Raw genomic sequence first — 26,265 nt, 5'->3', positions numbered from 1 at the left:
CTGCGTTGCAGCTCTTGCAAAGGGCTACGGCCATTCGCGGCGAGCTGCGCCTAACATCTGCAGCCTTCAAGACCCGCAGAGGCATTACGGAGTTATTTAGAGGCTCCTCAACTTCCAATAGACAGGCGCCATCGACCCCAAAATGAACCGCCCCAGTCTTACCATAACCACCCTGATCGCTCTGGTCTGTGCCTTAACAGCCTGGGCCGATGTACAGTTTCCAGCGCTGTCCGGCCGGGTAGTAGATCAGGGAGAGTTGTTAAAGGCCGATGAGAGATACCAACTTACTGAGTTGATACAGCAGTATGAGCGCGACAGTGACAATCAGCTGGTTGTCGCCACCATCCCCGAGCTTCAGGGCATCACTATAGAGGAGTATGCCAACCAACTGGCACGCAAGTGGAAGCTAGGAAAAAAAGACAAAGACAATGGAGTGCTTTTCCTAATTGCGCCCAATGATAGAAAGGTCCGTATCGAAGTAGGCTACGGCCTGGAAGGAGCCCTAACCGATGCACTGGCGGCAAATATTATCCAAACCAAAGTACTGCCAGAGTTTCGTAATGGCGATTTTAGCGGCGGAATCAATGCAGGGGTTCGATCAATTATCGCCGCGACGAAAAATGAATATGTCGCTGAACCCGTAGAAACCAAAGAGGGACGCCGAATTGCTGTACTGGTCGGCCTGTTCCTTCTGCTGGTCATGCTACACCTCTTCGGCAGTGCCGCACTGGGTTCACCTGCACAGAGCCGCATTTTTAAGCGGGGGCGCTACGGCGGCTACTATGGTGGAGGTGGATTTGGCGGAGGTCTATCCGGCGGCAGCTCTGGGGGCGGGTTTAGCGGGGGCGGCGGAGGTTTTGGCGGAGGGGGCGCATCGGGAGGATGGTAATGCTCACCAATACTTATCAACGCCAGGTAGCAGAGGCAATCAAGGAAGTAGAGTCCCGCACCGACGCTGAAGTCATGGCTGTGGTCGCCAAGGAAGCGGACAACTACCTTTATATCTCTACCTTATGGGCCGCATTCCTAACACTGTTAGTATCCCCTCTGATCGAATTTCTGCCGTTCTGGATCAACCTTCAACAGGCGGTGACGCTTCAGTGGATTGTATTTATTGTCCTGGCAGTAATATTCCGCTGGCGCCCCATCACCATGCGCTTGGTACCAAAGAAAATAAAATTCTGGCGAGCTTCAAACTTAGCTCGCAGGCAATTTCTGGAGCAGGATTTACACGCAACCAAGGATCGACTCGGGCTACTGATATTTGTTTCAGAAGCCGAACACTATGTAGAAATACTGGCCGACAGAGGCATTGCTCAATACATCACCAATGACAACTGGCAGAGAGTAGTGGAAAATTTTGTGCAACAAATGAAGCGGGGAAAAGCAGGAGAGGCATTACTGGTTTGTATTGAGCAATGCGGAGATCTACTTCACGAAGCGATACCCACCAGCACCATTAAAGATGAACTACCGAATCATCTAGTCGTCATCAATTAAATCCCCGTATCCCCCAAAACTGGCAACACCAACTTACTCAAGTTTCAAAACGAAACTCCACGCCATACCAATCTACTCTCCTATTGTGACTTGAATCATCAACTAAGCTGCCTAAAGACATAAAACCCATAAGTAAACTCTATACAAGAAGATGATTCCGACTAAAACCCTATCGCAGCTTTTCAGTATTACTCTTCTGTTACTGGCATCCGGATTCAGTGACGCTCTCTGGTCTCAAGAACTACAAAAGAAAAATACGACTTCGGCAATCGGGGACGCTTACTTGCCCGGCACTCGTATAGCCTCCCCTCACCCAAAGCAAACCACGACCCGCTTCCCGCCAGCATTGAGCAACAGTGATAAATTAACTTTTCATGTCGAGCATTTGCGGAGCAACCACATTGGCGATCTCGACGCCCTCAGAGTGGAATGGGCCATCAGTAACTGGCAAGTGAAATTTCCGACCTGGGACCCCAGCAGTACCAAGCCGGGGTCCGAAAAGTTACCAGCTGCCCCTACTGAGGTTGTATTCGTACCTACTATTTATGGCGGAAAAGTAATTTATACAAAGCTGACTGGGAAAATCTATGGGGAAGTCAATATAGCCTTCGGTACTGATCTTGAAGTACCAGACTAAATTAACCCCCTTCAAAAACGAATAATGTGCAACTGATCAACTCTGCTCAAGCAACACATGACTCCCAAAACGAAATTTTATTTATCATTCAAAAAAATACTAATCAGCCTGGTCCTGATATTATTCAGCAGTGCATTATCAACAACCAGCAAGGCTGATTTCATCAGTTTAAGTGGCGCTGAGACCGCCAACAACATCGCGGAGATCGATATACAAAAAAATATCCTAAACATTAGATTCGAGATATCAGCAAACGATGCCAAACTATTTTGGCCAGGAATTGAAGATACAGCAGACATTTATCGACTGGCACAATCAGCAAAAACCCAGCAATCTTTCGATTTTCAAGTACTCTCTGGAAATAAGAGCATTAAGCACAAACTCATCTCAATTCGAGTAGCCCAGAGAAAACCTAGAATTTCCCCTTTTGCTGGGCAAACCGATCCCCGCACCGGCATAAAAATGCCGGATTTCCCGGCAGATAAAAAGATTCTTTTAACTCAGCTGAAATATCCAATCGGTGGACTTTCAGACCTGCAACTAAAACCACCCATCGGTAGTGATAAGCTGGCATCCGTGACAATTGGCTTTACCAGTCGCCACGGGCAAACACCTATCAGCGGCTTTCACTACCTATCCCAACCTGAACCACTCATTATCGACTGGAAAGACCCATGGAATACACATTTTAAGAACACCAATATTAGTCGGCATAACCGCTACCCACTAATGTCTTTCCTCTACGTAGAGCCCCGCCAGATACGCCATGAGATACTCGTGCGCACCAAGGACTTACTGGAGTGGACTAATCAGCCTTTCGATGCCTGGCAACCATTAACACCAGAAAGTAAAGCCTTCCTGCACCACACAGTACGCAGCTATCTAAATAATAAAAATCCAACTTCTATTGATCAAGCACCCTCACAGCCGAACAGCATTGAGACTGTTTTTCTTCGCGCAAATAATAGCGGGTACTCACAGATTTCAGAGAATGACACTATTGAAATGGGCTCAGTGATGATTGGCTACCGGGAAAAATTTTCCATCGATGCACTGCCCCAGAGTGTTACCGTAGACTGGAATCTATTCACCGATACAATCAACTCCGTTCCCACCATTATTCAGGACCCCACAGGCGCATTCCCCACCCATGTAATTCCCTCATTTCCTGATATTCAGTGGCACAACTACCTATACGATTACCGACCTCCAAATAGCGATCCACTTGTAATAGAAACCCCTAGCCTAGCGGTCCCTATGGCTATCCTATTTTCATTTCTTATTATTACGATAATTGTATTGACGCTATCCACCAAACACTCACTTATAGGCCGTAAGGGTTCAACTATTCTCTATACCGCCATAATAATCTCAGCTGGCGCTTTGTACCTCAATCTTCCAGAAGAATACCGGGTAAACCTCCCAGGAACCGCTAAAAAACGAGACTTGGGCCAAGTAACAGAACAGCTACTGTTAAAAGTTGCAGCCGCATTTAAAGAGCCTCTACCGATCAATCTGGAATTAAAGCTAAAAAACCTGATTACCAAGGAAGGATTCGAAAGTACCTATTCAAATCTGGCACAAATTTATCGCCCCCAAACAACGAGTGGTGGCTTGGGATCAATCAGTGCTATTTCAAATCTTAAAGTCGAGTACTCCAGCCAAATTAACCTGAATGGCAACAAAGGATTCCGGTTGATTACAAGTTGGCAGGCGGTAGTAGAGGACCGAAGCTGGGGACACTTTGAACAAAGACCGCAAGAGACCCGGGCCAATATCGCAATTATCCAGTCTGATAACCACTGGAAAATCGCTGGATTTACTCCCCTATCCGTACGGTAAGAATAAAATAGAGAAATAGCTAGAGCCATGAAAAATAGCACACTCAAGTTGCCCGCGATGATTGTTCTATATCTCCTCATATCCAGCATCAGCGGGCAAGCACAAGCGCATTTCCTTCTCAACCTCAATGTACGGATTTTCCATATAGAGCACACAGCCAGTGGTGCCAACCTATATATGAGAGTGCCTATGCCCTATTTACTGGCAGATAAAACAGGACTGGGGCGCGACCCCTATACTGGCAAACTCTCACAACCCGCGCCCTATACCAAAAACTCCTTGAATCAAGGTGATTTGGTGCATTATGTGGATTTTCAGCAGCTGGAGCTAGCACCTCTAGGGCTCGGTAATATTGCAGAGAGCGCCACTTTTCTCCGCAATACTGACAAGCAGATAAAAGGCGATGTAAAAGCCGTGCGCCTGTATCGGATAGGAAATGAACCGGATTTTGCAACGCTGGAGGAGGCACAGCAGGCATTTTTGCAGCAATACTTACCTGAAGATACCAATCAAAGGTTGTATGTGGGTGACACCTTGGTTGATATTCAGATCTTCTACCCTCTGGAAGCTCCCCTTGGAGAATACCAACTATCCAGCTCTCTTAACCCCGGCCTCCCCAACCAGGAAGACACCGCCAACCTGGTACTGGATTACAACCCAGGTAAGACCCAGGTCTTTCGCTCACGTGGTCTTATGCAAGAGCCACTATTGATTACCCACTCCACTATAGACGCTATGAAGACTTTTCTGGCGGAGGGCATCGCCCATATCCTGAAGGGGTTGGACCACGTGTTATTTGTACTCTGCCTAAGCCTCGGTGCACTCAGCCTACCGCTACTCTTGTGGCGCGCTACCGGCTTTACCATTGGTCACAGTATCACCCTCTCAGCCGGATTCTTTGGCTTTGTTCCCACAGTCAGCTGGTTCGTACCTATGGTAGAAACCGGTATCGCCCTATCCATAATCTATATGGCCTGGATATCACTACACCGGGAAGACACTAAGATCACAGGCAGCGAAAGTACAATTTTTATCGGCACCTGCATGCTCGGCCTGCTCCATGGCCTGGGTTTTTCTTTTGTATTACATGAAATACTCCAAGTTGACTCCCCGAATATCTGGCAAAGCCTCTTGGCCTTCAACCTGGGAATAGAAGCCGGGCAAGTACTCATAATTCTTGCCATATGGCCCCTTGCCTATTTGGCCAGGCTGTGGAGAAAGGAATGGGAAATCCGGATACGCTATTCTGTTGCTGGACTCTGTAGCGCAATTGCTTTTATTTGGACATTAGATAGAGGATACGAGCTTGTTTCGGCAATTTTCTGAAGAGAAGAATGAGTTATCCCTCTGGCTATTACAGCCGAGATACTAAAAATGGAGAAGGAAATAATACACTGCGCTCGGGACCCTATGAGGTATGGATGCCGATTAGGAGCTTACAGGGATGTATTCACAGCGTGTCTCGAGTGCGGTGTATTCTTTCCTTCCACTCCAGTAGTAATACACCTAAAACTGATTTGTATTCCCAAGTTCCAGAGACAAAACTCACTCCAAAATTAACCTCCCTGTCACTACACACGTAATAGTGAGTAAAAATACAAAGCGCAATAAATCAGGAGGTTAAATAATTTAAGGTCCAAACCCCTTGGGATGCTGCTTCCCGGCGTCACCTATTACTTCCCAAGAGGCCTTTGAGTCAACCCATAAATGATGAACCACTTTTAGATTTTCGTTACCATCCACCAAGCTTCCTGCAGGAATGTAAGTATTTAAAGAATCATTCTCTCCGGGCAGAGTCGAACCGCAAGTAGCGCAAAAATTTGTATGCCAATCATGTCCGGGCTTAGACCAATACTTAAGGTTCTCCTTACCTTTAACCCAATTAAACTTCTCGGTAGGCACAATAGCTACAGTAATAGCGCCACTCCCTGTGGAACGACGGCAGATTGAACAGTGGCACATATATAAATCTGTGAGGGATTCTTGTATCTCATAAGCTATCTCTCCACAATTGCATTCACCTTTAGTCAAAAAGACACTCCTTTATTATTAATATAAAGTCTCGAAAACTGAGATATCTATATCACCTTTTATAATTTCTACACTGCTAAAGCAATATAATTTGGCTGTAGAAATAAGCTGATAACTCGTCCTTTTTAAATAAGGCATAGCCACTCCTAGATACATTACTTTGATCATCAGTGAAACGTCGGAGTACATCTCCCTCCTCATACAACAACCACATACACTCTATTTCATGACCCAAACCTGCTGGATTTTTAAGATAGTCAATTAAAATTGGTAAGTAATGCTCATCTGGGCCACTTAGCTTATAGTCCCAATTTGCAACTTTTGTAATTTCTTTAGCGTATTGAATAAGGTTTTCTTGAGCAACATTTTTTAAATTAGACTCCTCATGGAATTGAATATTTGAAAAATCCCCAAAATATTCATTGCTAATTTCAGAATTTGTACAGTTTTCAACTTCAGCTGCATTGATACCTAAGCAGATCATAAAGCAGCACACAAAAAGGATAGTTTTCATAATAATTTCACAGTTTATTTTTATAAAAGTTATGCCATATCCAAAAGTATAAAATCAAGCAAGAGTAAATAATTACTTCCTGCAGAATTAACCTTACAAGTTGTGTTTATCGATATAGCCAATTGCGAACTTCCAGAAGTCCATACCCCAACATTCCAAGAAAGATTACCCAAAACAAGGAGATTCCCTTTTCAAGAACTGAGAACATTGGCAGGACTGGATTATAATATACAGTTCGCATTCGCCCTATCGTTGAGGGAGAGCCTATTTTCATCCAGGCTCCACTATATGACGATTTACCTACCGTATATTTGTATCTAAATAAAACAAAGTTTGTATTCCCTCCATTATTCTTCGCATAAGAACCAAACCTTCCGACCGGATCAGTATACCCATTTTGATATAGTGTAATCTCCTTTGTATTGACGTATACAGGATTGACCTCCACATAAAACACAGAAACTAAACCTAAAATAAATAGGCAACCTGAAACTGTAAGGAGAACACGACTAAAATACTTAAGGAATCCATTCATACATTTTAAATCAACTCAAGTAATACAAGACAATCTCTATCATTGATAAATTTTAACCGACCATGGGGCCCCAATCTACTAACACTGAACGATCTCCCGGACTAATTTTAACTCCGGCATTAGCTACATGTTCTACAACAAATATCTCAGGCTGAACTTCGGTTCCAAATAGAGAAATGGCTATCAGAAAGAACAGGTATTTTGTGACGTGTATATTTATTGCGTATTCTAGTTGCACAAACCTTAATCTAACCTGATTTCTATCAACATTGTTTCAAGTTTTCGGTAGTTTGTGGCTAATAGAGGCTAACACATAAAGGTGAACGCTCACATACTTGGTGTGGTGCTCACCTTCTCACTTGGTGAAAGGATTCTATACAACTTAACAGGTTGCTGCGGGATCAACCGGGGCTTCATGTATCGTGAAGACCGGAAATATCATTAAAGAATTTAAATTTAGCAACATGATGATAGATACAGAGAACTAGGCGTAGCTTAGTGTAAATTTTATTTAGGCCTAAGGGCCTCAATAAACTCCGCATCTACCCACATTATTTCAAAATTCGGCGGGGTACAACGGCGGCAGTAGAAAAGATATTTCCCATCGGGTGTTACATATCCACCACCATCTTCCCCTTCTGAATTGATCTTATCACCGAAGTTAATAGCCGCACCCCATGAGCCATCTTGTTGACGAAAACTGATGTACATATCGCTATCACCATATCCACCCTCTCTTTCACTATCCCAGATAATGTAGGACTCATCAGGGGCAATAAACGGATGAGCAGTCCACTTGCCTGTATTTATCTGCTCTCCAAAAGGTTTTGGCGCTTCACGCTTACCATCTAGCAGATGCGAATATCGAAGAATACCATCTCCATTTGAACCTACTTCATCAAATACAAAGGTTCCTTTTGCAGAAGCCGTAAGGCGCATGATACGAAAGTCTTCAAATAGTGGCCCCAGGCTTTTAGGTTCTGACCAACCATTATCTGTGCGCTCTCTATATCGATTTCTAGAATACATTGTTTGACCATCAGGTGAGATATAACCACCCCAGGCCACTTCCGATTCATACCAACGATTACCCTCAAGCTTGAATACAACTTTCGAAGACTCGCCACTTTGGTGATATCTTCTTGTAACGTAGTACTCCTGCATATCAGGCGTGAAGTAGCCACCCCAATCCCGATACTCTTTCGAGGGATTAGGAGCAAACAACTTTGGTGTTAACCCAGGAGGTTTCTGTCCAAGATAGGGCCCTTCAAGAGCTGTCGGTGTATCCTGACTATAACTGTTAACACTCAGAGTTAGGAGTGAGAGTAGAGCCATTGAAATATAAAGGTGCCTCATGACATATCCTTGCTTAAATATGAAGTAATAAGCAACCAATGTATCTATTCAGGCTTTACAACACCTGACGTCCATATGAATTTTGCCTGATTCTTGTGATAAGTGGCGTGATCAGCCAACTATTTGTATGAAATATGCACAAAAGCGGTTCTACAGCGAAGATCCACAGCTCCCTTTTGTCCTCCATATATACTGACCTTACGGCTCATTTCGTATTGCCAATCCACACCGGGCCCCCAATTGCAGAGAGAATTATCGGAATAGGAAGTCGTAATTAACATAGATTGATTTGTTCTAGGTTATATACAGTTAGCACCAAGTTCCTTAACAACTTTCAACCAGGAGCCCTGTTGATTCTTATCAGACAAAATCATTGAACCAAATAAATTAACCTCTGCTTTTGAAAAACCACAGTATTGAAGAGTAAATCGATCAAGCTGCTCTAATACTGGCTTTGCTTGTTCTTCTAAATATTCCGTAGGCGCATCCATTGTCAAAATCATTCTTGATGTTTTGCCTTTAAGAAGCTTTATGGGCTCTGCACTACCACTCTCAAATTTAAAGGTAATTCCGGGAAGAAAAGATCGATCAATCAAGCCTTTGAGCTTTCCTGGCAATCCGCCCCACCAAATAGGCGACATCACAACAATATGCTGTGCCCATTTAAGAGCCTCTTGAAATTCAGATAGACAATCCTCCAATACTTGATAATCATCATACCCAAACTCTAAATTCGAATTGAAGTCCATTTCCGACAGGTTATATCGCCGAACATTTGCCTGTTTCTTTGCTTCAGACTCATAGACATCGCTCAACTGCTTAACAAAACTGTTCTTCTTTGGATTGCCATTTAAAAGTAGGATATTTTTCATCGCTTCATACTATTGCTTAAAGACATGATGAAAAGTCTACCGTCTCCCCTTAAGGGGAGAGTCAAGGCTTTTATGACAGGAATCTATAGACGCAATACATTGATCAACCTTTTCAGCTTTATTAGAAAGTGATTTCAATTCAGCCTCAATTTTTCTTTTTACTTTCTTCAGGAAAACTCTGATTCGAGCCCAATCAACCTCTCCATTATGGTACCGAATAACATCCTTCAACTCAGCCAAAGTCACCCCAAGTACTTTGGCTTCTGAGATCAAAGTAAGAATTTCAACATCTTCTGCCGTATAGACTCTATATCTGCCCTGCCTTTTAGGAACGGCAATAAGGCCTTTTTCCTCATAAAATCTTATCGCTTTTACAGTGAGATTCGTCCTTCTTGACACCTCTCCTATAAACATACAGACCTCCTACCTATGCTCAATTTCCCATTGAGATTACAGCCTATGAAAAATATTCATCACACAAAAGGAGCCTTCCATGAGTTTGGGACCTCCGCCAGCTCTTACTGGTACCTAGTAGAAACCCATTAGAGCCGGGGCTCACTTCTTACATTCTCATGCTTTCGGCACAAACATTACGTTGAAGAACGTAAATACGCAATACCGCAAATTAAGAAGAAAAGGCCCTCTTATTTGCTTTAATCAATCCAGACGGGGAACCTAACTATGTAAATAAACTACTACTAATGGCTGTAACACCCCTATGCCGCCTCATACGCATCTGGCAGGTATGGCAAGTATCTGGACTATCTCTTACTTGATTTTTCAATGGCCAGTGAGAATGTCTATTCAGAGGATCTTAGAGACTGGTAGATTTTAATTAGAGGTGCTCTACTGTATACCAAAAAGTTCTAGCTAAGTAAGTCTGGAGTTGTACCGCTCGCTTTAAGCATATGGCCTATCCCCATGTCTTTTTGTTTCAGGTTAACAAATAGCTTTGAAGTAAAAACACCAAAGGGCATTTGAGCTACGCCTGTCTCTGTGCCGGTCGGCGTAACAATGGCATAACTAGGTGTTTTATAAGGCTTAACCTTTTTACCTTTGGCTTGATTAATGATAACGCTCGCTAAGATACCTCCTTGAACGTTTGCTAAATAGCCGTGCTTATTTTCATCCAGAGTAGAGCAATCACCTATCGCATAAAGATTAGAATAGCCCCTAACCCGCATATATTCGTCCACTTTAATTAATCCCATCTTATCTAACACACCGGGTAATTCTGTTTTTAGAAACCCGGTATTTGGCGACATACCTACACATTCATAAATCAAGTCTGCCTTGAAAGTTTCTTGAGTATTCATAGAGCGGTAAATTGCACCTTCTTTAACTAACCGGGTATTGAGATGTACGCTAACGCCTTTAGCCGTAAGCTGTTCTAGCGCCTTGTTCTGAGCTTTAGGCTTAAGATGGCCAAGTAGTACATCTTTAGAATGGACTAACGTCACGGTTTTATTGGGAAAAGCGCTGCTAATTTCCCCGGCCAGCTCCACGCCAACGGTACCGCCTCCTACAATCAAAACTGACTGAGATTTCGCCAGTATTTTTTGCTCATTCCGCATTTCTTGCTCACGCTCGGAAATCGTATAAGCTGATGTGGATTTAGCTATCGGCAAGGTTGGGTAGCGACTGCCTGTCGCGATAACTGCCTGCTTAAAGTGGATCTCTAATCCATTCGATGACTTTGCTATCCGGTCATCCATGGAAACCACATCTGCTTGAACAAAATCGCTCTGAATAAAGTCACGATAATATTTACGTGGATTAGCAGTCAGTAAGCTAGGCGCTATCGCATTACGTAATGTGGCAAAGGTCACTTCAAAATGGTCCTTTCGGTCAACCAATACCACCTGCATACCCTGCTTAGCTAACTTTTGGGCCACAGAAACACCAGCAAAGCCTCCACCAACGATTAACACGTCTGTCCGTTTGATCATAACTCACCTCAATATCGTTCAACTGTTTGGATAAAGCGCGACCGCTCGCAATGCCTCACGAATAGGTCACTTCTTGATAGGGAGATAAGGATAAAGCTAGACTTAAGCTAATGATATTGACTATAACCTAACCTCTTGTTAGCTTTTACCTAACGTGTTGGTTCAATTGATATCGGGTGATGATACCGCGCAGGTATGAAGTAAAAAGGTGCACGCAGACTCCCAGCTTCTGCTGGCAGAAGAAAAACAAAGAGCTGGTTTACGTAAAAAGCTACTCATTCAAAATGATCAGCGGTGTTGATGCTGTCCAGTTTGCAAGCACTGGCAAATGGTATCGAGTGCAGATTACTCATGTTGTCAGCACAACAGAAAAGATGCTTCATAAAAGAAAGCCAGTTAATGGCTATTTTCAGTTTGAGATCCTCAAATATGCTGCATCAGAAACTTACCTATATTTTCTCTTAACTCACGCCACTATGACTTTGGAACAATTACGATATTTTAAGGCGATAGTTGAAGGGGGCTCGCTAAAAGCTGCTGCCCAGACACTTCACCGAACACAGCCCACTATAAGCGCCGCCATCAAGAAATTAGAGGCAGACCTCAATCTACAACTATTTGATCAGGACCAATACAGGAGCACACTCACAGCTGACGGCAAAGCCCTGTATGAACAATCCAAACATGTACTAGCTGAAGCCCACTCGTTTGAGAGCTTAGCTAAACAGCTGGTCGCAGGAGAAGAACTGGAAGTAGGTATTGCGTTTACTTCCGCCATACCGGTCGGCCCAATACTCAGCGCAATCCGTCAGTGCAAAATTGAGTACCCAAAAACACACTTGGAGGTCTATTCCGAAAATGGCCTCGGGCCACTGGACTTATTAAAGGGAGGCCAGGTTTCCATAGCTATTATTCCGTGGACTGAAACTTACGACCAGCTTGAATCCATTCATCTAATGAATATGAAATTCATTTCTGTGATCGCTGGCGACTCTCCCCTACTTACCCAATACGAGGAAGTCCCAAGGCAGATTATGCTACGCCATCCCCAGGTGATCATCAGTGGTAGGAAGTCATCCACTAAAACCTACGGGGTGCTTGAAGGGGGCGATCAATGGAGAGTCAACGATTTTCCAACTAAAAAAGAAATTATTCTTCAAGGTATGGGTTGGGGTACGCTACCAGAACATATGATAGAAGCGGAGCTTGAACAGGGCTTATTATCTCCCATTGCAGTGGAAGGGATCCCAAAACCGCAAGAACTGGAAGTACGCGTGGCAAGACAAGCTTCTAATCCAATGGGCCCCGTAGCAAGTTACCTTTGGCAATTATTCCTAAACCTTCAGGGTTTTCATTAGAAAACACTTACGATATTTCTACCAAAATTTTTCAGATTTTTTATGTTTAATACATAGATTCTAAGAGTTTGAAGCTGGCCTACCAGGTGTTTGTATTTTACGAGAGAAACTCTTTGATTGAGCTTCATCACACTAGCGCATAGGTAAATAAAAGGCGCTTAAATTATCCTGTTAGAAACAATTAAGTTTGTTTCCATATCAAAGATGCGTAAAATCGATAGATCTCTATTAGTATTTTGTTATTTTTAGTTGGGCTTGATTCGGCTCTCTCCTAAAGAGAAGTACCAGAATTTCCTAAACGATCTATTCCTTCAAGAGGAGAACGGTAGCGAGATATAAGAATAAGTAAAAGGCGCTGACCCAAGGTGCTACCAACACCCTGGGTCAGCTAACCAAATTGATACAGACACTATCAAAAGTCGAGTAGACCAAAGGAACTTCCCCTTCGACCTCTCACAGAACCGTACGTGAACCTCTCAATTCATACGGCTCTTCGTATTCAGCACATTTTCAATCTTCCCATTCTCCAGTGTGCAAACAAGCCGCGCATTTGTTGACGAACTTTTCCAATAAAGGCCCAACTTTTGAAACAGCTTCGCTTCAGATGCTTAAACTTCTTCCTGGCCCAACGCATCAGCGTTTGGTCAAGATACTTCTGAAGTCGATAAACACCATATCTCCGCCCAAAGTGACCATAGTAGTTCAGCCAACCCTGTATTGCGGGATTAAGTACTTTTGCCATTTCAGATAGTGATCGATCCACCCAGTTTATTACTCGCCATTGCCTGACCTTATCCTTAATCCTCTTGAAGGCCTTAGGGCTCATTGAAGGACTAAATGCGGTGAAGATCTGTCCTTGGCGATTCCTTGCTTTTCTGGGACCAAATCGAAAGCCCAGAAAGTCAAAGTGGATCACTGGGTGGGAGTCTTTACGATTACTGTTCTTGCAATAGACCTTGCGCGTTTTCTCTGGATGAGCCTCAAGCCCGCAGGTAGTCAAGCGTGCTTTTAGAGCCGCCAGTAAGCGATCCGCCTCTCGAGGATTACGACAATGGTAAACAGCATCATCCGCGTAACGCTCAAAAGGAATATCTCTGTGCGTTCTCACCATCCAGGCGTCCAGCGCGTAGTGCAAAAACAAGTTTGCCAGTAGAGGGCTGATTACACCCCCTTGTGGAGTACCTTGTGTTCGCTCTTCAAGCTGTCCGTCCCGATGTTGTACTGGAGCCGTTAACCAGCGCTGTACATAGAGCCTGACCCACTGATGATTATTATGTTTATCTAATGCCTTCAGCAGGAGTTCGTGATTAATATTGTCAAAGAAACCCTTGATATCTAAATCAACTACCCAGATTCTATCCCAGCATCGTTGTCGAGCTCGGCGCACTGCGTCTATAGCAGATTTGCCTGGCCGATAGCCGTAGGAGTCAGGGTGAAATACCTTCTCCAATTCTGGCTCCAGCAGTTGCTTAGCCACCATTTGTGCAATGCGATCTTCGATTGTGGGGATACCCAGTGGTCGCAGGCTGCCATCGAGTTTCGGAATATCCACTCGTTTGACGGCTGATGGAAAATAGCTGCCAGATGACATCCGATTCCATAGCTTGTACAGGTTTTTGGCGAGATTCGATTCATATTGCTCTATCGTTATCTCATCAATCCCCGCTCCGCCGCCATTGGCCTTGATCTGCTTCCACGCTTCCCAAACCGCTCGCTTGGGAATATTGAATGGCTTTGCGCTAATCGTTAATTCCTCCCCATCTGGGTTGATTACACGGTTAGTCGCCGAATACGACAACCCCTTCGCTCCACGTCCATTACAGCCGCTTCTCCACTACTACGGGTTGTTCCGCCCCTGTGACCAGTCTTGGTACTCAACGTCTTGCAGGGCCTCTACTTGACGCTCTTCCTTAACACCTGGACGACAGGTTCTCCTGTTCCACCCAAAAGCCTGTTGTGTGTTCACGCCACCTCTATGCCGGATGCCACTCGGTCGGTAAACAGGTAACCTCCAAGCTTATCCCCGCACTTAGCCAGTGCACGGGTTTTGACATCATCTTGGTAATACGCTTTCGACACCTCATCAGTGGTTCATTTGCATTCGTCTCTACACAACATACCTGACGTATCTCGTACGCCTTTTCCTCAAGCGCTTCTAACCAAAGCTCTTTACTCCGATCACCTTGAGGGGGTTTGTTATCACTTCCTGCAAAGCGATAACGGAGGGCCGACCTCCATCTCCTGGATAGCACGTATTTTTTTTTATTTATAAAAAAAAAAAAAATACTCAGGACGCACTGGCTATATGCATCATACGCTAGATACCCGCTCGTCTTCAATAAAGTGGAGTAGATTCAGCAGCTTGGAGAGTGTCCTCAAGCTCTGGGAGCGTTGCGCCCGCCTTTTCTTCTTCTATGCCTATCGTTCTCGCGCCCCACCTCTTTCAAATCCCACACATTACTTCTTGAGTCTTCCCACTACGGAAGGCCATCTTCTATTTTGCAAATCAGCAGGAACGAAATATGTTAATTTTAAACCGCCGAGTTGGTGAAAACCTCAGAATTGGGGCAAAGATCTCAATCACAATATTGGAAGTTAAGGGAAACCAGATAAGCATCGGCATAGACGCCCCAAAGTCAATATCCGTGCACCGTGAGGAGGTCTATCTTCGTATTAAAAAGAACAAGCGGTAATAAATAATAGCTACTGATCACAAGTTTGCTTTTGTACTACTTAATGAGTCTATAGCTCGTAAACCCTACAACGGGAAGAGCTGAAGCAGCGGCTTTGTGTACAGTATTTCAAATCCCATGCTTGATTGAATTGACAGGCTTTCAAAGCCAGCAAGATCTATCGAGATCCTCATCCTGCGTATAGTAAAATCACTAACACTCAAAAATAGCTTTCACCTAAGTTCAATAATGTACTCACATCGCCACTATAGAAGCTAGCCGCTCAACCAGCTCTCAATAATCAGTGTCAAGCAGCAATACTGCACACAGCCCTATCTTTTAGCTGCTTCACGCCCTAAACTCGGCTAAGGAGAGCCAGAACCTCTCCTTAGCCGCCTTAATACTTTGATCTTTTAAGCAGATAACCACCACATAAATTACTACTTCAAACAAAAATAGAGCTGATTTTTCCCACAAGACTTCTACTACTCAATCGTCAGCTATTCAGAGTAACTGTTCCTAGGATTCCACTCTGTTTATAGCCCACTTTCTGTATGTTTTTGCCGTTTCAACCTATCTTACACGAGGTCCAAATAAAGTTAGCAAGCGCTAGCTCGTCAGATTTTCGATCATCATGACCGTTATTTTCTTACTAACGATAAATAACTCTGAAATAGTATATAATTCAACAAGTTAAGAGCTTTCTGATATTGCTTGATAGTAGTCATGATGATCGTTTTTCCATTTTGTAAGATTAGCCCAAATTCGTATAACCTTCTGATTTAAAATGAAAATTTATCTCTCTCCAACTAGATTGATTCCGAGATAGTAATCAGGATAATAGTGATCAGAATGATTACTATATAAATGTTAGGCATGTTAGAGACATCTGAAGCTAAAAAGGCAATTATTAATGGAGAGTACTCAATCATCACTTAAATTATATGCGAAGCACTTAGGCGCGGCATACTTGATTTACATAATCCTTGGAATGTTCAATTCGCTACTTTTCAAGAAAGGGATTTACGCCTATGGGGTGTTTGATGAGGTAGAGGTAAAGTTTAGGCTTACTCAGACTATAGATATTGTCATGTTTATAGCTGTCATTTGGGCATCGTGGGCACAGTACTTAGTAACAAAAACAATAAACAAAAATCTAGCTTTTTTGGCACTGCTTTTCCGATTTGGAGAAGGGCTTCTTGGCTTTGTCGCAACAGTTATTACATTGACCGTTATAGTGGTTCTAAAGAATCCAGAGTACTCGAATGTATTCCAAGATGCACAGTTGCATACATTGGCAAGCATTTTTGTGAAAATGAGTGGTTCGATGTGGGATGTCCTTTTAATTATAATGGGTATCGGCGCGACTATTTTCATGTATTTATTTTACGTTTCAAATTACGTGCCTAGGTGGTTGGTTCTTTGGGGTATTTTCACATATATGTCAATGATCATTTATGGCTTTTCAAATATTTTACTACTCGATCCGCCACAAATCTTGGGATATTTTATGATGCCGGGTGCTTTTTTTGAAATTACATTTGGTCTTTGGCTATTAATCAAAGGCATCAGCGCCAAGCCTAATAAAAGTGACGGTGTGTTATCGGCTCAGATGTTACGCTAGAGTTTAGATGTAGGTGCATTTTTTTAGAGTTAATTTATAGAGTTGAGGGTGATGCCTAAATCGGGTAGCCGGTAGTTTCTAGCTACCGGCCCCCACACCACCCATCGTGCGGGTCCGCAATGGGCGGTTCCCTATCCGTAATGAATCTCTACCCAACGATCTCGCAATGAAATCAAACCCATCTCTTCGAAGAACTCATTATTAAGCGCAATATGAATACCCTCAGTTTTTGCGCTTCGCCAGTAACTTTTACCGGACGAGCCGCAGGTAACTGCCAGCGATTCACTCACACCCATACGCAGTAAATTTCTAACTTTCGTTCTCACTCTGCGCCAATTCTTCCAATAGCTCATTCTTAATCGCCGCCGTATCCAGCAGTCTAGATCAATACATTTTTGATAGCCTTGCGCTATTCCAAAATAGTTGATCCAACCACGGAGGTATACGGTAAGCTCTTTCATTTTCTTCTCCATCGAAATGCCACGGGACCGTCCTGTAATCTGACGGACGTGGTATTTAAATTGGCGCAGTGACTTATCATGCCAGACAAGCTTTGCTCCACGGAAAGAAAAACCCAGAAACTTACAACGACTAACGGGGACTACTTGGCTTTTAGCATCGTTAACTTTGAGTTTAAGCTTGCGCTCAACAAAGCGTTTAATGCTCGCCATAACCCGCTCACCCGCGCGTTTAGAGGAAACGACAATCACAAAATCATCCGCATAGCGGACGAAATTGTGTCGGCGTTTTTCCAGCTCTTTGTCGAGCAAGTCGAGTACAATGTTGGAGAGCAGCGGCGATAAAGCATGCCAATCCATGGCTGTCCTTTTCTTGCTCTGGTCCTAGAATCTCCACCTATCCGGGAATCTTTTTCTAAGATTTTGAATCTTCAATCTATGGAACCTTCAATCTATGGGTGTCCTTTTTATTTCTTTTTTTATTTCGCTTTTTCTGCTTTTTCTACTTTATTTTTGCAATTACATTCATTATTTGCTTTAGGATAATCGAAGCACAAATCAGCAAAGCAATCGATAAAAATACAGAGTAATAGACAACCCCCTTCATTACACTTTCATTGGTAACACCTATCGCGTTACTTACGTTAACTATCCCGTAGGTTGTCAAATAACCCAATATCAATACTAGAATAACGAGTTTAAATCTATACCACCCTGCTGAAAATGGTGGTTTCTTCATGCAAACATAACAATACAACACAAAAAATACTACGTTGAATATTGAAAAACCCACGAAGCTCTCCAGCCAATAATATTCTTATTGATAAATTTCATACAATTTTTTCAATCAGCAACCACCCGCATCGTGGCTAGTATGGTGCCCCCCAGAAGGGTCTAGTTACAGTTTCGCCAGTTGCATCTACTCTTAATGACACTCTTCCACCTCTTGATTATTTATGTACTCTCGAATCATTTCCCCATTGCAACCCACTATGCTCACGCAACATCCGAGAATCCAGAATTATCTTCCCTAAAATTTCTCTGTATATGCCCGTACTCCCGAAGGAAACCAACAGTTCTGGACACCCACGAAATAAAAAGTATAAACCGCCAGCCCTATTGATTGACAAAAGATTAAAATCTCACAAAATACTGTATGTTCATACAGCAAATTGTGCGTACAGCCAATGACTCTACCGCGAAGTGCCCAGATATCTCTGGATACAACACCCTATTATCACTGCGTTTCCCGCTGTGTGCGGCGTGCATTTCTGTGTGGTAGAGATACTGAATCCGGAAAAGATTATGAGCATCGGCGCGAATGGATTGAAAGCCGTATGTATAAGTTGGCCGAGGCGTTTGCTCTAGATATTGCCGCCTATGCGGTAATGAGTAATCACTACCATATAGTGCTATATATTGACACAGAATCGGCTAACAAGTGGTCTATTACAGAGGTAATTACTCGCTGGCAAAAGCTATTTAAGGCTTCCAGCTTAGCTCAGCGCTATCTTCAGGGCGATGCCCTCGATCACTGTGAGGTAACCAAACTAAAAGAAGTTGTTTCCCTATGGCGGGAGCGCCTAATGGATATTAGCTGGTTTATGCGCTGCTTAAATGAATCTATCGCTCGCCAGGCCAATGCCGAGGACCAGTGTACAGGTCGCTTTTGGGAAGGCCGTTTTAAGTCCCAGGCCTTACTGGATGAAAGAGCCCTTGCCGCCTGTATGGCTTATGTAGACCTCAACCCGATCCGTGCCAATATTGCCAAGACACCTGAAGAATCTGATTACACTTCGATTCAACAGCGTATTCGTACGACAGTCTCAGGCAAGCAGCCAAAAAATTTACTTCCATTTGTCGGCGGTGATCGTTTGAATATGCCAAAAGGGCTACCCTTTCAATTGGATCACTATTTGGAGTTGGTAGACTGGAGTGGTCGGCATTTAGACCCCAGAAAACGAGGCTGTATTACCGAAAACACGCCCCCTATCCTTGAACGGCTCAGCATTTCACCCAAACACTGGCGATATCTCAATCGAAATTTTGAAAGTCGCTTTAAAGGCTTAGTGGGATCGGTGGAGGCGGTAAAGCAAGCTTGCATCCAACTCGATAAACGCTGGGTACATGGTATAGCTGATTGCCGGCGCTTCCTCTCAGCTACGCCCTTCTAATTTATCCCTACTCCAAGTGCTCGATAGCTGCTCTTTTATCCAAAAATAGCGATTCCCAAAACCTAACTACCAATTCCCAGCATTTCGTCTCCTTTACCTCTTAATCAAAGAGAAAGAGCCGCCAGAGAGGGAGTCAGTTTTGTTACTGGCTCCATCCTCCCTTCTTTGGCTGTCCTAGAATCTGCTCAGTATTTCACCCAAACACTGGCGATATCTCAATCGAAATTTTGAAAGTCGCTTTAAAGGCTTAGTGGGGTCGGTGGAGGCGGTAAAGCAAACTTGCATCCAACTCGATAAACGCTGGGTACATGGTATAGCTGATTGCCGGCGCTTCCTCTCAGCTACGCCCTTCTAATTTATCCCTACTCCAAAAGTGCTCGATAGCTGCTCTTTTATCCAAAAATAGCGATTCCCAAAACCTAACTACCAATTCCCAGCATTTCGTCTCCTTTACCTCTTAATCATCCCTTCTTTGGCTGTCCTAGAGTCCTAGAGTCCTAGAGTCCTAGAGTCCTAGAGTCCTAGAGTCCTAGAGTCCTAGAGTCCTAGAGTCCTAGAGTCCTAGAATTTTCAATCTTTGGGTGTCCAGGAATTTCATTTCCAAGATTTCGAATCTTCAATCTATGGCTGTCCAGGATTTCATCGGCAGTCTCAGGCAAGCAGCCAAAAAATTTACTTCCATTTGTCGGCGGTGATCGTTTGAATATGCCAAAAGGGCTACCCTTTCAATTGGATCACTATTTGGAGTTGGTAGACTGGAGTGGTCGGCATTTAGACCCCAGAAAACGAGGCTGTATTACTGAAAACACGCCCCCTATCCTTGAACGGCTCAGCATTTCACCCAAGCACTGGCGATATCTCAATCGAAATTTTGAAAGTCGCTTTAAAGGCTTAGTGGGATCGGTGGAGGCGGTAAAGCAAGCTTGCATCCAACTCGATAAACGCTGGGTACATGGTATAGCTGATTGCCGGCGCTTCCTCTCAGCTACGCCCTTCTAATTTATCCCTACTCCAAGTGCTCGATAGCTGCTCTTTTATCCAAAAATAGCGATTCCCAAAACCTAACTACCAATTCCCAGCATTTCGCCTTCTTTACCTCTTAATCAAAGAGAAAGAGCCGCCAGAGAGGGAGTCAGTTTTGTTACTGGCTCCATCCTCCCTTCTTTGGCTGTCCTAGAATCTTTTTTGTTCCTATCAAATCTATGACTGTCCTTTTTGTTTTTTGTTTGGATTGTGCAACCCTTTGAGGGTAAACTTCACTTGCGGCATATCTCCATTTTTTTCGCACTCACCTGACAAATATTGATACACCTCATCTGGCTTACCCGATTGCACATTAAATTCTTCAGCGTAGCCCTCACTAAAATAAATATCTACAGCTTCAACTTCGGCAACTTTTATCACCCCTTCCAAAAAACTCCGAATTTTATTAATTCCAGAGAATAGGGAAGAAGACTGACAACTATCATCATCCTCAACAAGGGCATAGGGTGAAATCAGTTCATCCGACACATCCGACAATGGTGTCGCTGTTAGCAAAAATGGCATTGAGTCATTAAACAGCTGCCTTTCTTTATCTAACATTTCAAATACTACTTTCTGAGGTATATTGCATCCAAGTAAAACATATAAATTTGAACTCAATGCTAACTGAACCAATTCAAAGGAGACAGAAATAACATCATGTTCAGGCGAGTCAAAGAAAATTTCTCCAAATGAAAAATAACTCATGATTTCTTATCCTTTTACTGAGGTGTAGCCGAACTATCATAGCCTTCTGGGACAGGCCCAACGACCTCTTTTGTAGTCGGTCGTCCACTAGCATCAAAATCCCTGGAATGCTGATGAGGTTGCATGCCTCCATGACTATGATCGTAATCTTGACGATTAAATGATCTTCCATTTGAATCATAAAATGTTCTGGAGCGAACATTTCCGTCCGAATCTAATTGCTCATGGATGGAGTCTGGCTCTCCTTGCTTTGGTGCTTGCTTTGGGGATTGTGTTACTTCAGTTTTGTCCTTGTCATCTCCCTCATCTCCCTCATCTCCCTCATCTTCTGGATCATTATCAGGGGAACCAGGAGATGACTGGAGACTATCACTTCCATCAACTGGGCAACTTTCAGGTTCAGTTTCAGATTTATCATCCTTTAACAGATCTGGAAATAATGGAATACCACCAGCAGCCCTACAATTTTCCTGCGCTGTACGAGTACGTGTTTTACAGGAACATGTAAATGTTGTATCGCCCCAAGTGCATGCTGTTAAGCCAAGTAAATCTATATAGGATAGAGGGTTTTGGAGTGCGTATCCGTAGGTGTTTAATCCGCCACTTAACCCAATAGGGTCAGACTGAATGTACCGACCAATGCTTGGGTCATAATCACGGAAATAGTTATAGTGCAGTCCACTCTCCGAGTCATAATACTGCCCCGGAAAACGCACATTAAACACCACCGTCGTTCCATCGCCATCGACATCTTCATCAACAGTGGTTTCACCAAATGCAGTACGCACACTACGCCAGACTACTTGACCCGTCGCATCAACCAGCACCCGGGGCGTATCTAGGTGGTCACTAAATACTTCATAAGTGCCGTTGCTATCAGTTACTTGCAGCGGTGCATATGCACCTGGCAGGTAATCATATCGCTTGCTTAGGCTAGCTGAGCCGTCCGCCTCGATAAATTCCGCAATTACTTGAGTACCACCCCATAAAAACCAGGTGGTGGTGCCATCAACAGTTTTGTACAAGCGCCGACCACTTGTACCATAGCCGTAACCGGCCGAAGTACTGCCATCCGTGTAGCTAGCGAGGCGATTTTCTCGGTCATAAGTAAAGGTTTTATTTTCTGCTCCGGTAATGGACGTTAAATTACCGTCATCATCATAGCTGCGAATCAATGCCTCATTATTTTGGCTGACCAGCTGATTGTTAGTGTTATATTCGTAGACGGTACTGTCGCTCGGGTCCTCACGATTGCCTACCCCGTCGTAATCGAATTGTTCGTCTGTAAGACCGGTGGCATCTGGGTAATCAGCACCTGTAAGGCGGTCCATTCCGTCATAGGTAAATACCTTGGTGCCGTCATTATCGGTATAGCCCTCGATGTTGTTGACCGCATCATAGGCGTAGCTAAGCGCCTCAAGAGTGGTACTGTTGGCATCTACCAGAGTCGCGCTGGCCAGGGTGTTATCATCGTTGTAGGTGTTGGTACGACTGACGCCAGAGGCATAAGTGACGTCTGTCCAGCGATCGGCACTGTCATAATTCAGCGTATGGGTATTGGCAGCCAAAGTGGCGCTATTTAAGCGACTATAGTCGTCGTAGGTAAAAATATGACTGACTAAAGTGCCACCGGATTCAGCAGTATTATCCAGGCTGATACCACTAAGGCTACCCCTGCTGTTGTAGCTATAAGCTAGGGTACGGTCACCTCCCGGTATATAGTGACTGGCAGTTTGCTCCAGGCGGTTGAGGGCATCGTAGCTATGGGTGTAGAGCGCTCCAACCTGGATAGCCGAGTCAGTAGTCTGTGTGAGTCGAGCGTTATTATTATATGTAAAACCCTGGGTGCGTTCGGCATTGTTGCCGATGTAATCCGTAGCACTGGCAAAATGTTCAATACCTGCCAGCCCACCCCAGTCCTCGTAGGTGTATTGCAGTACCTGCCCACGAGCCCCCGTTTTACTGGCCAGACGATTGCGTTCATCATAGCTGTAGGTAATTACCGCTCCCCCCGGGCGCTGCTCGGCAGTTTTGCGGCGTAAACGATCGTAAGTGTAGGTAGTGGTGTTATTTTCTGGATCGGTAACTGTGAGGAGGTTATCAGCTGCATCATAGCTGTAACTGGTCACCAAGCTCGGACTCAGGGCCTGGTTCTCGGTTTGTACCAGGCGGTGCATCTCATCGTAGCTGTACAGGGTTACGCGGTTTTTGACATCAGTAACCTGGGTACGGTTGCCCAAAGCATCGTAGGTGTAGGTGGTAGTATTGTCATCGACATCGCTGAAACTGGTCAGGTTACCGCGTAGATCGTAGCCATAGCTGCTGCCATTACCCAGCGCATCGCTCACACTCAGGCGTCGCCCCAAACTGTCATAGGTATAACTTTGGTAGGTAGCTTCAGCACCAACACTGTCTTGGCGCCCGATACTGGTAATACGGTTTTTGCCGTCGTAATTCAGTAGAATAATCTGTCCGGCTGTAACCTCCTGGCTGACACTATCGGTACTGCGCCCAGACTCCACCTGTACTAAATTATTGTCTTCGTAGGTGTAGTGCGTTTCCTCACTCAGAGCATTGGTTACTTGAACCGGGCGGTTTTTATCATCATAAGTGTAGGTAGTAGTGTTACCCATGGCATCAGTGGCGGTCAGGCGGTTACCCGCTTGGTCATAGGTAAAGGTCTGCTCGCCGGTGGTCAGGGTATTGCCGTTTTGGTCTTTCCAATACACACGGGTGGGATAGAGGCTGTCACTCTCGTACTCCAGCACATACTGGCTACCATCGGCATAAGTGGTAGTAGTGAACTGATTGCGGGCATTGTAGCTATAGCTAGTAGTTTGATAGCTTCCGTCGGCCTTTAATTTTTTGGTGCTGGCCAGAGTCTCAGGGTTGCCATCGCTATCGTAATTAAAGGTATATTCGGTTCGGAACACTGTAGCAGTATCAGTCGAGGAAACTACCTCTTTACTGGCTACCCACCCCCCTCATAAGTCCAACTGGTAGTAATGATTTCACCACTAGCCAGGTTAACAGCTTTACTCAAACGACGGTTATCAGTGTTGTAGGTGTAATCGATAGCGCGCGCTAGGTTACGATCGCCATTGTCATCAGCTAGGCCATAGCGCTCTTCACGAGTAACATTGTTGTTGGCATCGCGGGTTTTTACCGTGAGATAGCCCGCTTGGTCCTCGTACTCCACTGTGCGGCCATCTTCGTTAAATACGTAGCGCTCGGTAGTGGTATAGGGGTTATTACCATCAGCATCGGTAATAGTGGTAGTGACTTCGGTTTCATAACCCTCGGTGACATAGTCAAACTCAAAGATTAGATTACCATAGACCTCTTTGATTACCCGATCTTCAGAATCGTAGGTTTCCTCATAGGGCGTAGCATTTTCACCCACCTGGAAGTAGGTTAGATTGTGGCCGTCGTTGCTATCTTCGTATTTATAAGTGGATACCAGCCCTTCCAGGCCAGTGACCTTAATCAGGTTGCCTGAAGTTAGGGCATTACCTTCACTATCATCCAGCGTATCGTGGCTATAAACAATAGTGCGGCCGGTGTGGTCCACCGCTTGGGTAACACGGCCGGTGTCGCTATCGTAACTGAAGCTAACGTAGTTGCCACTCAGGCTGCCATCTGCCAGGCGCTCTTCAATTTTTTGCAACTGGTAGCTATAGGCCACCGTCATCGGCTTAGAGGGATCGACGGAATAAAGAGAAGTACCGACGATAGGAAAGCGTTCACTGCTGTAAGTAAACTCCAGGCGCTGACCGTTTTTATTTTCCCGTGCTGTCAGTCGGCCTTCAGCATCGTAGTAATCTTTACGTCCATTATTGTGGGCAAAGGTGTAGGTACCATCGCTATCTTCACTCAGGGTTCCACGCAACCCAGCTACATCGCTCACATAGGCACCGCCACTGTAAACAAACTCAGCGCGGTGCCCGGCACAATAGCGGATTATTACTTTATCATCGGGATACTCATACAAGCGGTAGTCGTGATCGAAAGCCCAGCCATACCCCAGGGCACTATCGTAATCTGACTGGTTATTGTATTTACGTATAATTTGAATCGGGTAGCTGCCTTTCACCACCATATCAGTTTCTTTATGGCGTTCCTGACCGCTGAAAAGTACGACCGTCCCCCCTCAACGGACTCTTTGGGGCAGCCTCCCCCAACACCACTATCACCGCCACCGCTATCATCACTGTTAGAGCCGGTACCACCACCAAAGGTGTGCGCCTGGGTAGGGCTGGCAGCAATAGCCAGGGTTAAAGCCAGCATCGCTGAAGCTAGGGGCGGACGAATCGAGTTCGCGCTTGCGCAGACGCGCCGGGCGCCTTCCAAGGTTTTGCTAAATCCAGCAAGGGCTTTTAGCGGTGTTTTTAGTATTTTGTTGGCAAAACTGCTCATGGGTATTCCCTATCCCCCAACTACTGGCCAGGAGTGTGATTCTTATTCAGTACAAATCGGACGATATTATTGTGCGGCACGCCACAGGCGATAATCTTTCAAAGCGGTTTGTTCCTGCTCATCCTTGCCCTGTGCCTGGTAAGCCTGGGCCAAGCCAAGATAGGCGTGGCCGTGCTCCGGGTGGTTTTTTATTAGGCGGCTGAAATAGGTTTCCGCTTCTGCCCACTGCTGCTGTTGAATGGCGATTTGGGCCAATAATTGCAGGGCTTGGCGATGGGTTCTATTTTGTTTCAATACCACTGAAGCGTGCTTCTTGGCTTTTTCGTACTTGCCTAACTTCTTTTCCAGCTGGGCCAATTCAATCATGGCCGGGTAATTTTGCGGTTGCTGCCGCAGCAGGCGGTTGTACAAGGCTCGCGCCCGCTTGTAATCCTTTTGTTCAACCGCCGCTTGGGCTTCAGCTTGGGAGACCTGCTGGATATGGGCGCTCGGCTTGGCTGCGTAAGCTCCAGTACTGGCAAAAAGCGCAATGATTGCCAGGGATAGAATCTGGATTAATTCCGTCGTTCGCTTCATGGTTCACATCCTTCTGAATA

General features: G+C 44.7%; 23 protein-coding genes. 10 read left to right on the top strand and 13 right to left on the bottom strand.

Translation table 11 applies throughout. From position 1 onward, the window contains the following. Nucleotides 1–142: 142 nt before the first annotated feature. The 5 genes from P0078_RS21555 (at nt 143) to P0078_RS21535 (ending at nt 5,305) form a co-directional block, all read left to right on the top strand. The gene (locus tag P0078_RS21555; RefSeq protein WP_282931940.1) at nt 143–889 is read left to right on the top strand and encodes a TPM domain-containing protein; all 747 of its coding nucleotides are present in this window, start codon (nt 143–145) and stop codon (nt 887–889) included. After that, entirely contained in the window at nt 889–1,500 is a 612-nt protein-coding gene (locus tag P0078_RS21550; protein ID WP_282931939.1) for a TPM domain-containing protein, read from the top strand. The genes P0078_RS21555 and P0078_RS21550 overlap by 1 nt, the downstream gene beginning before the upstream one ends. Nucleotides 1,501–1,651: 151 nt before the next feature. Continuing rightward, on the top strand, nt 1,652–2,137 hold the full coding sequence (locus P0078_RS21545; RefSeq protein WP_282931938.1) for a hypothetical protein: 486 nt from the start codon (nt 1,652–1,654) through the stop codon (nt 2,135–2,137). Nucleotides 2,138–2,194: 57 nt separating this feature from the next. Further along, nucleotides 2,195–3,979, top strand: coding sequence for a hypothetical protein (locus P0078_RS21540; RefSeq protein ID WP_282931937.1), 1,785 nt, complete (start codon nt 2,195–2,197; stop codon nt 3,977–3,979). Nucleotides 3,980–4,006: 27 nt separating this feature from the next. Next, nucleotides 4,007–5,305 carry a HupE/UreJ family protein gene (locus P0078_RS21535; RefSeq protein ID WP_282931936.1) on the top strand — a complete coding sequence of 433 codons (1,299 nt, stop codon included), beginning with the start codon at nt 4,007–4,009 and terminating at the stop codon, nt 5,303–5,305. A gap of 303 nt (nt 5,306–5,608) precedes the next feature. On the opposite strand, the gene P0078_RS21530 is transcribed toward P0078_RS21535, so the two are convergent. From P0078_RS21530 to P0078_RS21505, 6 genes are all read right to left on the bottom strand, one after another. After that, nucleotides 5,609–6,010, bottom strand: a complete 402-nt coding sequence (locus P0078_RS21530; protein WP_282931935.1) for a GFA family protein — start codon at nt 6,008–6,010, stop codon at nt 5,609–5,611. 76 nt (nt 6,011–6,086) lie between these two features. Next, the gene (locus P0078_RS21525; protein WP_282931934.1) at nt 6,087–6,524 is read right to left on the bottom strand and encodes a hypothetical protein; all 438 of its coding nucleotides are present in this window, start codon (nt 6,522–6,524) and stop codon (nt 6,087–6,089) included. A gap of 1,042 nt (nt 6,525–7,566) precedes the next feature. After that, nucleotides 7,567–8,415, bottom strand: coding sequence for a TolB-like translocation protein (locus tag P0078_RS21520; protein WP_282931933.1), 849 nt, complete (start codon nt 8,413–8,415; stop codon nt 7,567–7,569). A gap of 299 nt (nt 8,416–8,714) precedes the next feature. Beyond that, complete coding sequence (locus P0078_RS21515) at nt 8,715–9,287, bottom strand: NAD(P)H-dependent oxidoreductase (RefSeq protein WP_282931932.1); 573 nt, start codon at nt 9,285–9,287, stop codon at nt 8,715–8,717. 36 nt (nt 9,288–9,323) lie between these two features. Beyond that, nucleotides 9,324–9,701: a MerR family transcriptional regulator gene (locus tag P0078_RS21510; RefSeq protein ID WP_282931931.1), complete on the bottom strand. Its 378-nt coding sequence runs from the start codon at nt 9,699–9,701 to the stop codon at nt 9,324–9,326. 452 nt (nt 9,702–10,153) lie between these two features. Continuing rightward, nucleotides 10,154–11,236, bottom strand: a complete 1,083-nt coding sequence (locus tag P0078_RS21505) for an NAD(P)/FAD-dependent oxidoreductase (protein ID WP_282931930.1) — start codon at nt 11,234–11,236, stop codon at nt 10,154–10,156. A 179-nt stretch (nt 11,237–11,415) separates the two neighbouring features. On the opposite strand from P0078_RS21505, the gene P0078_RS21500 reads away from it, so the two are divergent. Continuing rightward, on the top strand, nt 11,416–12,594 hold the full coding sequence (locus P0078_RS21500) for a LysR family transcriptional regulator (protein ID WP_282934661.1): 1,179 nt from the start codon (nt 11,416–11,418) through the stop codon (nt 12,592–12,594). A 499-nt stretch (nt 12,595–13,093) separates the two neighbouring features. On the opposite strand, the gene ltrA is transcribed toward P0078_RS21500, so the two are convergent. Further along, nucleotides 13,094–14,392, bottom strand: a complete 1,299-nt coding sequence (ltrA, locus tag P0078_RS21495) for a group II intron reverse transcriptase/maturase (protein WP_282931929.1) — start codon at nt 14,390–14,392, stop codon at nt 13,094–13,096. 724 nt (nt 14,393–15,116) lie between these two features. Here ltrA and csrA point away from each other — a divergent pair. Together csrA and P0078_RS21485 are read left to right on the top strand one after the other, a co-directional pair. Continuing rightward, the gene (gene csrA, locus P0078_RS21490) at nt 15,117–15,287 is read left to right on the top strand and encodes a carbon storage regulator CsrA (protein ID WP_282931928.1); all 171 of its coding nucleotides are present in this window, start codon (nt 15,117–15,119) and stop codon (nt 15,285–15,287) included. An 892-nt stretch (nt 15,288–16,179) separates the two neighbouring features. After that, the gene (locus P0078_RS21485; RefSeq protein ID WP_282931927.1) at nt 16,180–16,890 is read left to right on the top strand and encodes a DUF4386 domain-containing protein; all 711 of its coding nucleotides are present in this window, start codon (nt 16,180–16,182) and stop codon (nt 16,888–16,890) included. A gap of 131 nt (nt 16,891–17,021) precedes the next feature. On the opposite strand, the gene P0078_RS21480 is transcribed toward P0078_RS21485, so the two are convergent. Continuing rightward, the gene (locus P0078_RS21480; RefSeq protein ID WP_282931926.1) at nt 17,022–17,708 is read right to left on the bottom strand and encodes a group II intron maturase-specific domain-containing protein; all 687 of its coding nucleotides are present in this window, start codon (nt 17,706–17,708) and stop codon (nt 17,022–17,024) included. Nucleotides 17,709–18,535: 827 nt separating this feature from the next. Between P0078_RS21480 and P0078_RS21475 the strand changes: the two genes are divergently transcribed. Together P0078_RS21475 and P0078_RS21470 are read left to right on the top strand one after the other, a co-directional pair. Then, nucleotides 18,536–19,522: a transposase gene (locus tag P0078_RS21475; protein ID WP_282931925.1), complete on the top strand. Its 987-nt coding sequence runs from the start codon at nt 18,536–18,538 to the stop codon at nt 19,520–19,522. Nucleotides 19,523–20,227: 705 nt separating this feature from the next. After that, nucleotides 20,228–20,521 carry a hypothetical protein gene (locus P0078_RS21470; protein ID WP_282931924.1) on the top strand — a complete coding sequence of 98 codons (294 nt, stop codon included), beginning with the start codon at nt 20,228–20,230 and terminating at the stop codon, nt 20,519–20,521. 201 nt (nt 20,522–20,722) lie between these two features. Here the strand turns inward: P0078_RS21470 and P0078_RS21465 are convergent, their stop codons facing one another. The 5 genes from P0078_RS21465 to P0078_RS21445 all read right to left on the bottom strand — a co-directional run bounded on the left by P0078_RS21465 (nt 20,723) and on the right by P0078_RS21445 (nt 26,245). Beyond that, entirely contained in the window at nt 20,723–21,253 is a 531-nt protein-coding gene (locus tag P0078_RS21465; protein WP_282931923.1) for a hypothetical protein, read from the bottom strand. 14 nt (nt 21,254–21,267) lie between these two features. Further along, nucleotides 21,268–24,186 carry an RHS repeat domain-containing protein gene (locus P0078_RS21460; protein WP_282931922.1) on the bottom strand — a complete coding sequence of 973 codons (2,919 nt, stop codon included), beginning with the start codon at nt 24,184–24,186 and terminating at the stop codon, nt 21,268–21,270. A 38-nt stretch (nt 24,187–24,224) separates the two neighbouring features. Beyond that, nucleotides 24,225–25,352 carry a DUF6531 domain-containing protein gene (locus tag P0078_RS21455; protein WP_282931921.1) on the bottom strand — a complete coding sequence of 376 codons (1,128 nt, stop codon included), beginning with the start codon at nt 25,350–25,352 and terminating at the stop codon, nt 24,225–24,227. Further along, the gene (locus tag P0078_RS21450) at nt 25,343–25,669 is read right to left on the bottom strand and encodes a hypothetical protein (RefSeq protein WP_282931920.1); all 327 of its coding nucleotides are present in this window, start codon (nt 25,667–25,669) and stop codon (nt 25,343–25,345) included. The genes P0078_RS21455 and P0078_RS21450 overlap by 10 nt, the downstream gene beginning before the upstream one ends. A gap of 66 nt (nt 25,670–25,735) precedes the next feature. Further along, nucleotides 25,736–26,245 (bottom strand): tetratricopeptide repeat protein, encoded by a 510-nt coding sequence (locus P0078_RS21445; protein ID WP_282931919.1) that lies wholly within the window; start codon nt 26,243–26,245, stop codon nt 25,736–25,738. Between the last annotated feature and the right edge of the window lie 20 nt (nt 26,246–26,265).

The organism is Microbulbifer sp. VAAF005 (assembly GCF_030012985.1).
Lineage (GTDB): Bacteria > Pseudomonadota > Gammaproteobacteria > Pseudomonadales > Cellvibrionaceae > Microbulbifer.
This window is presented reverse-complemented; position numbering and strand designations above follow the sequence as displayed.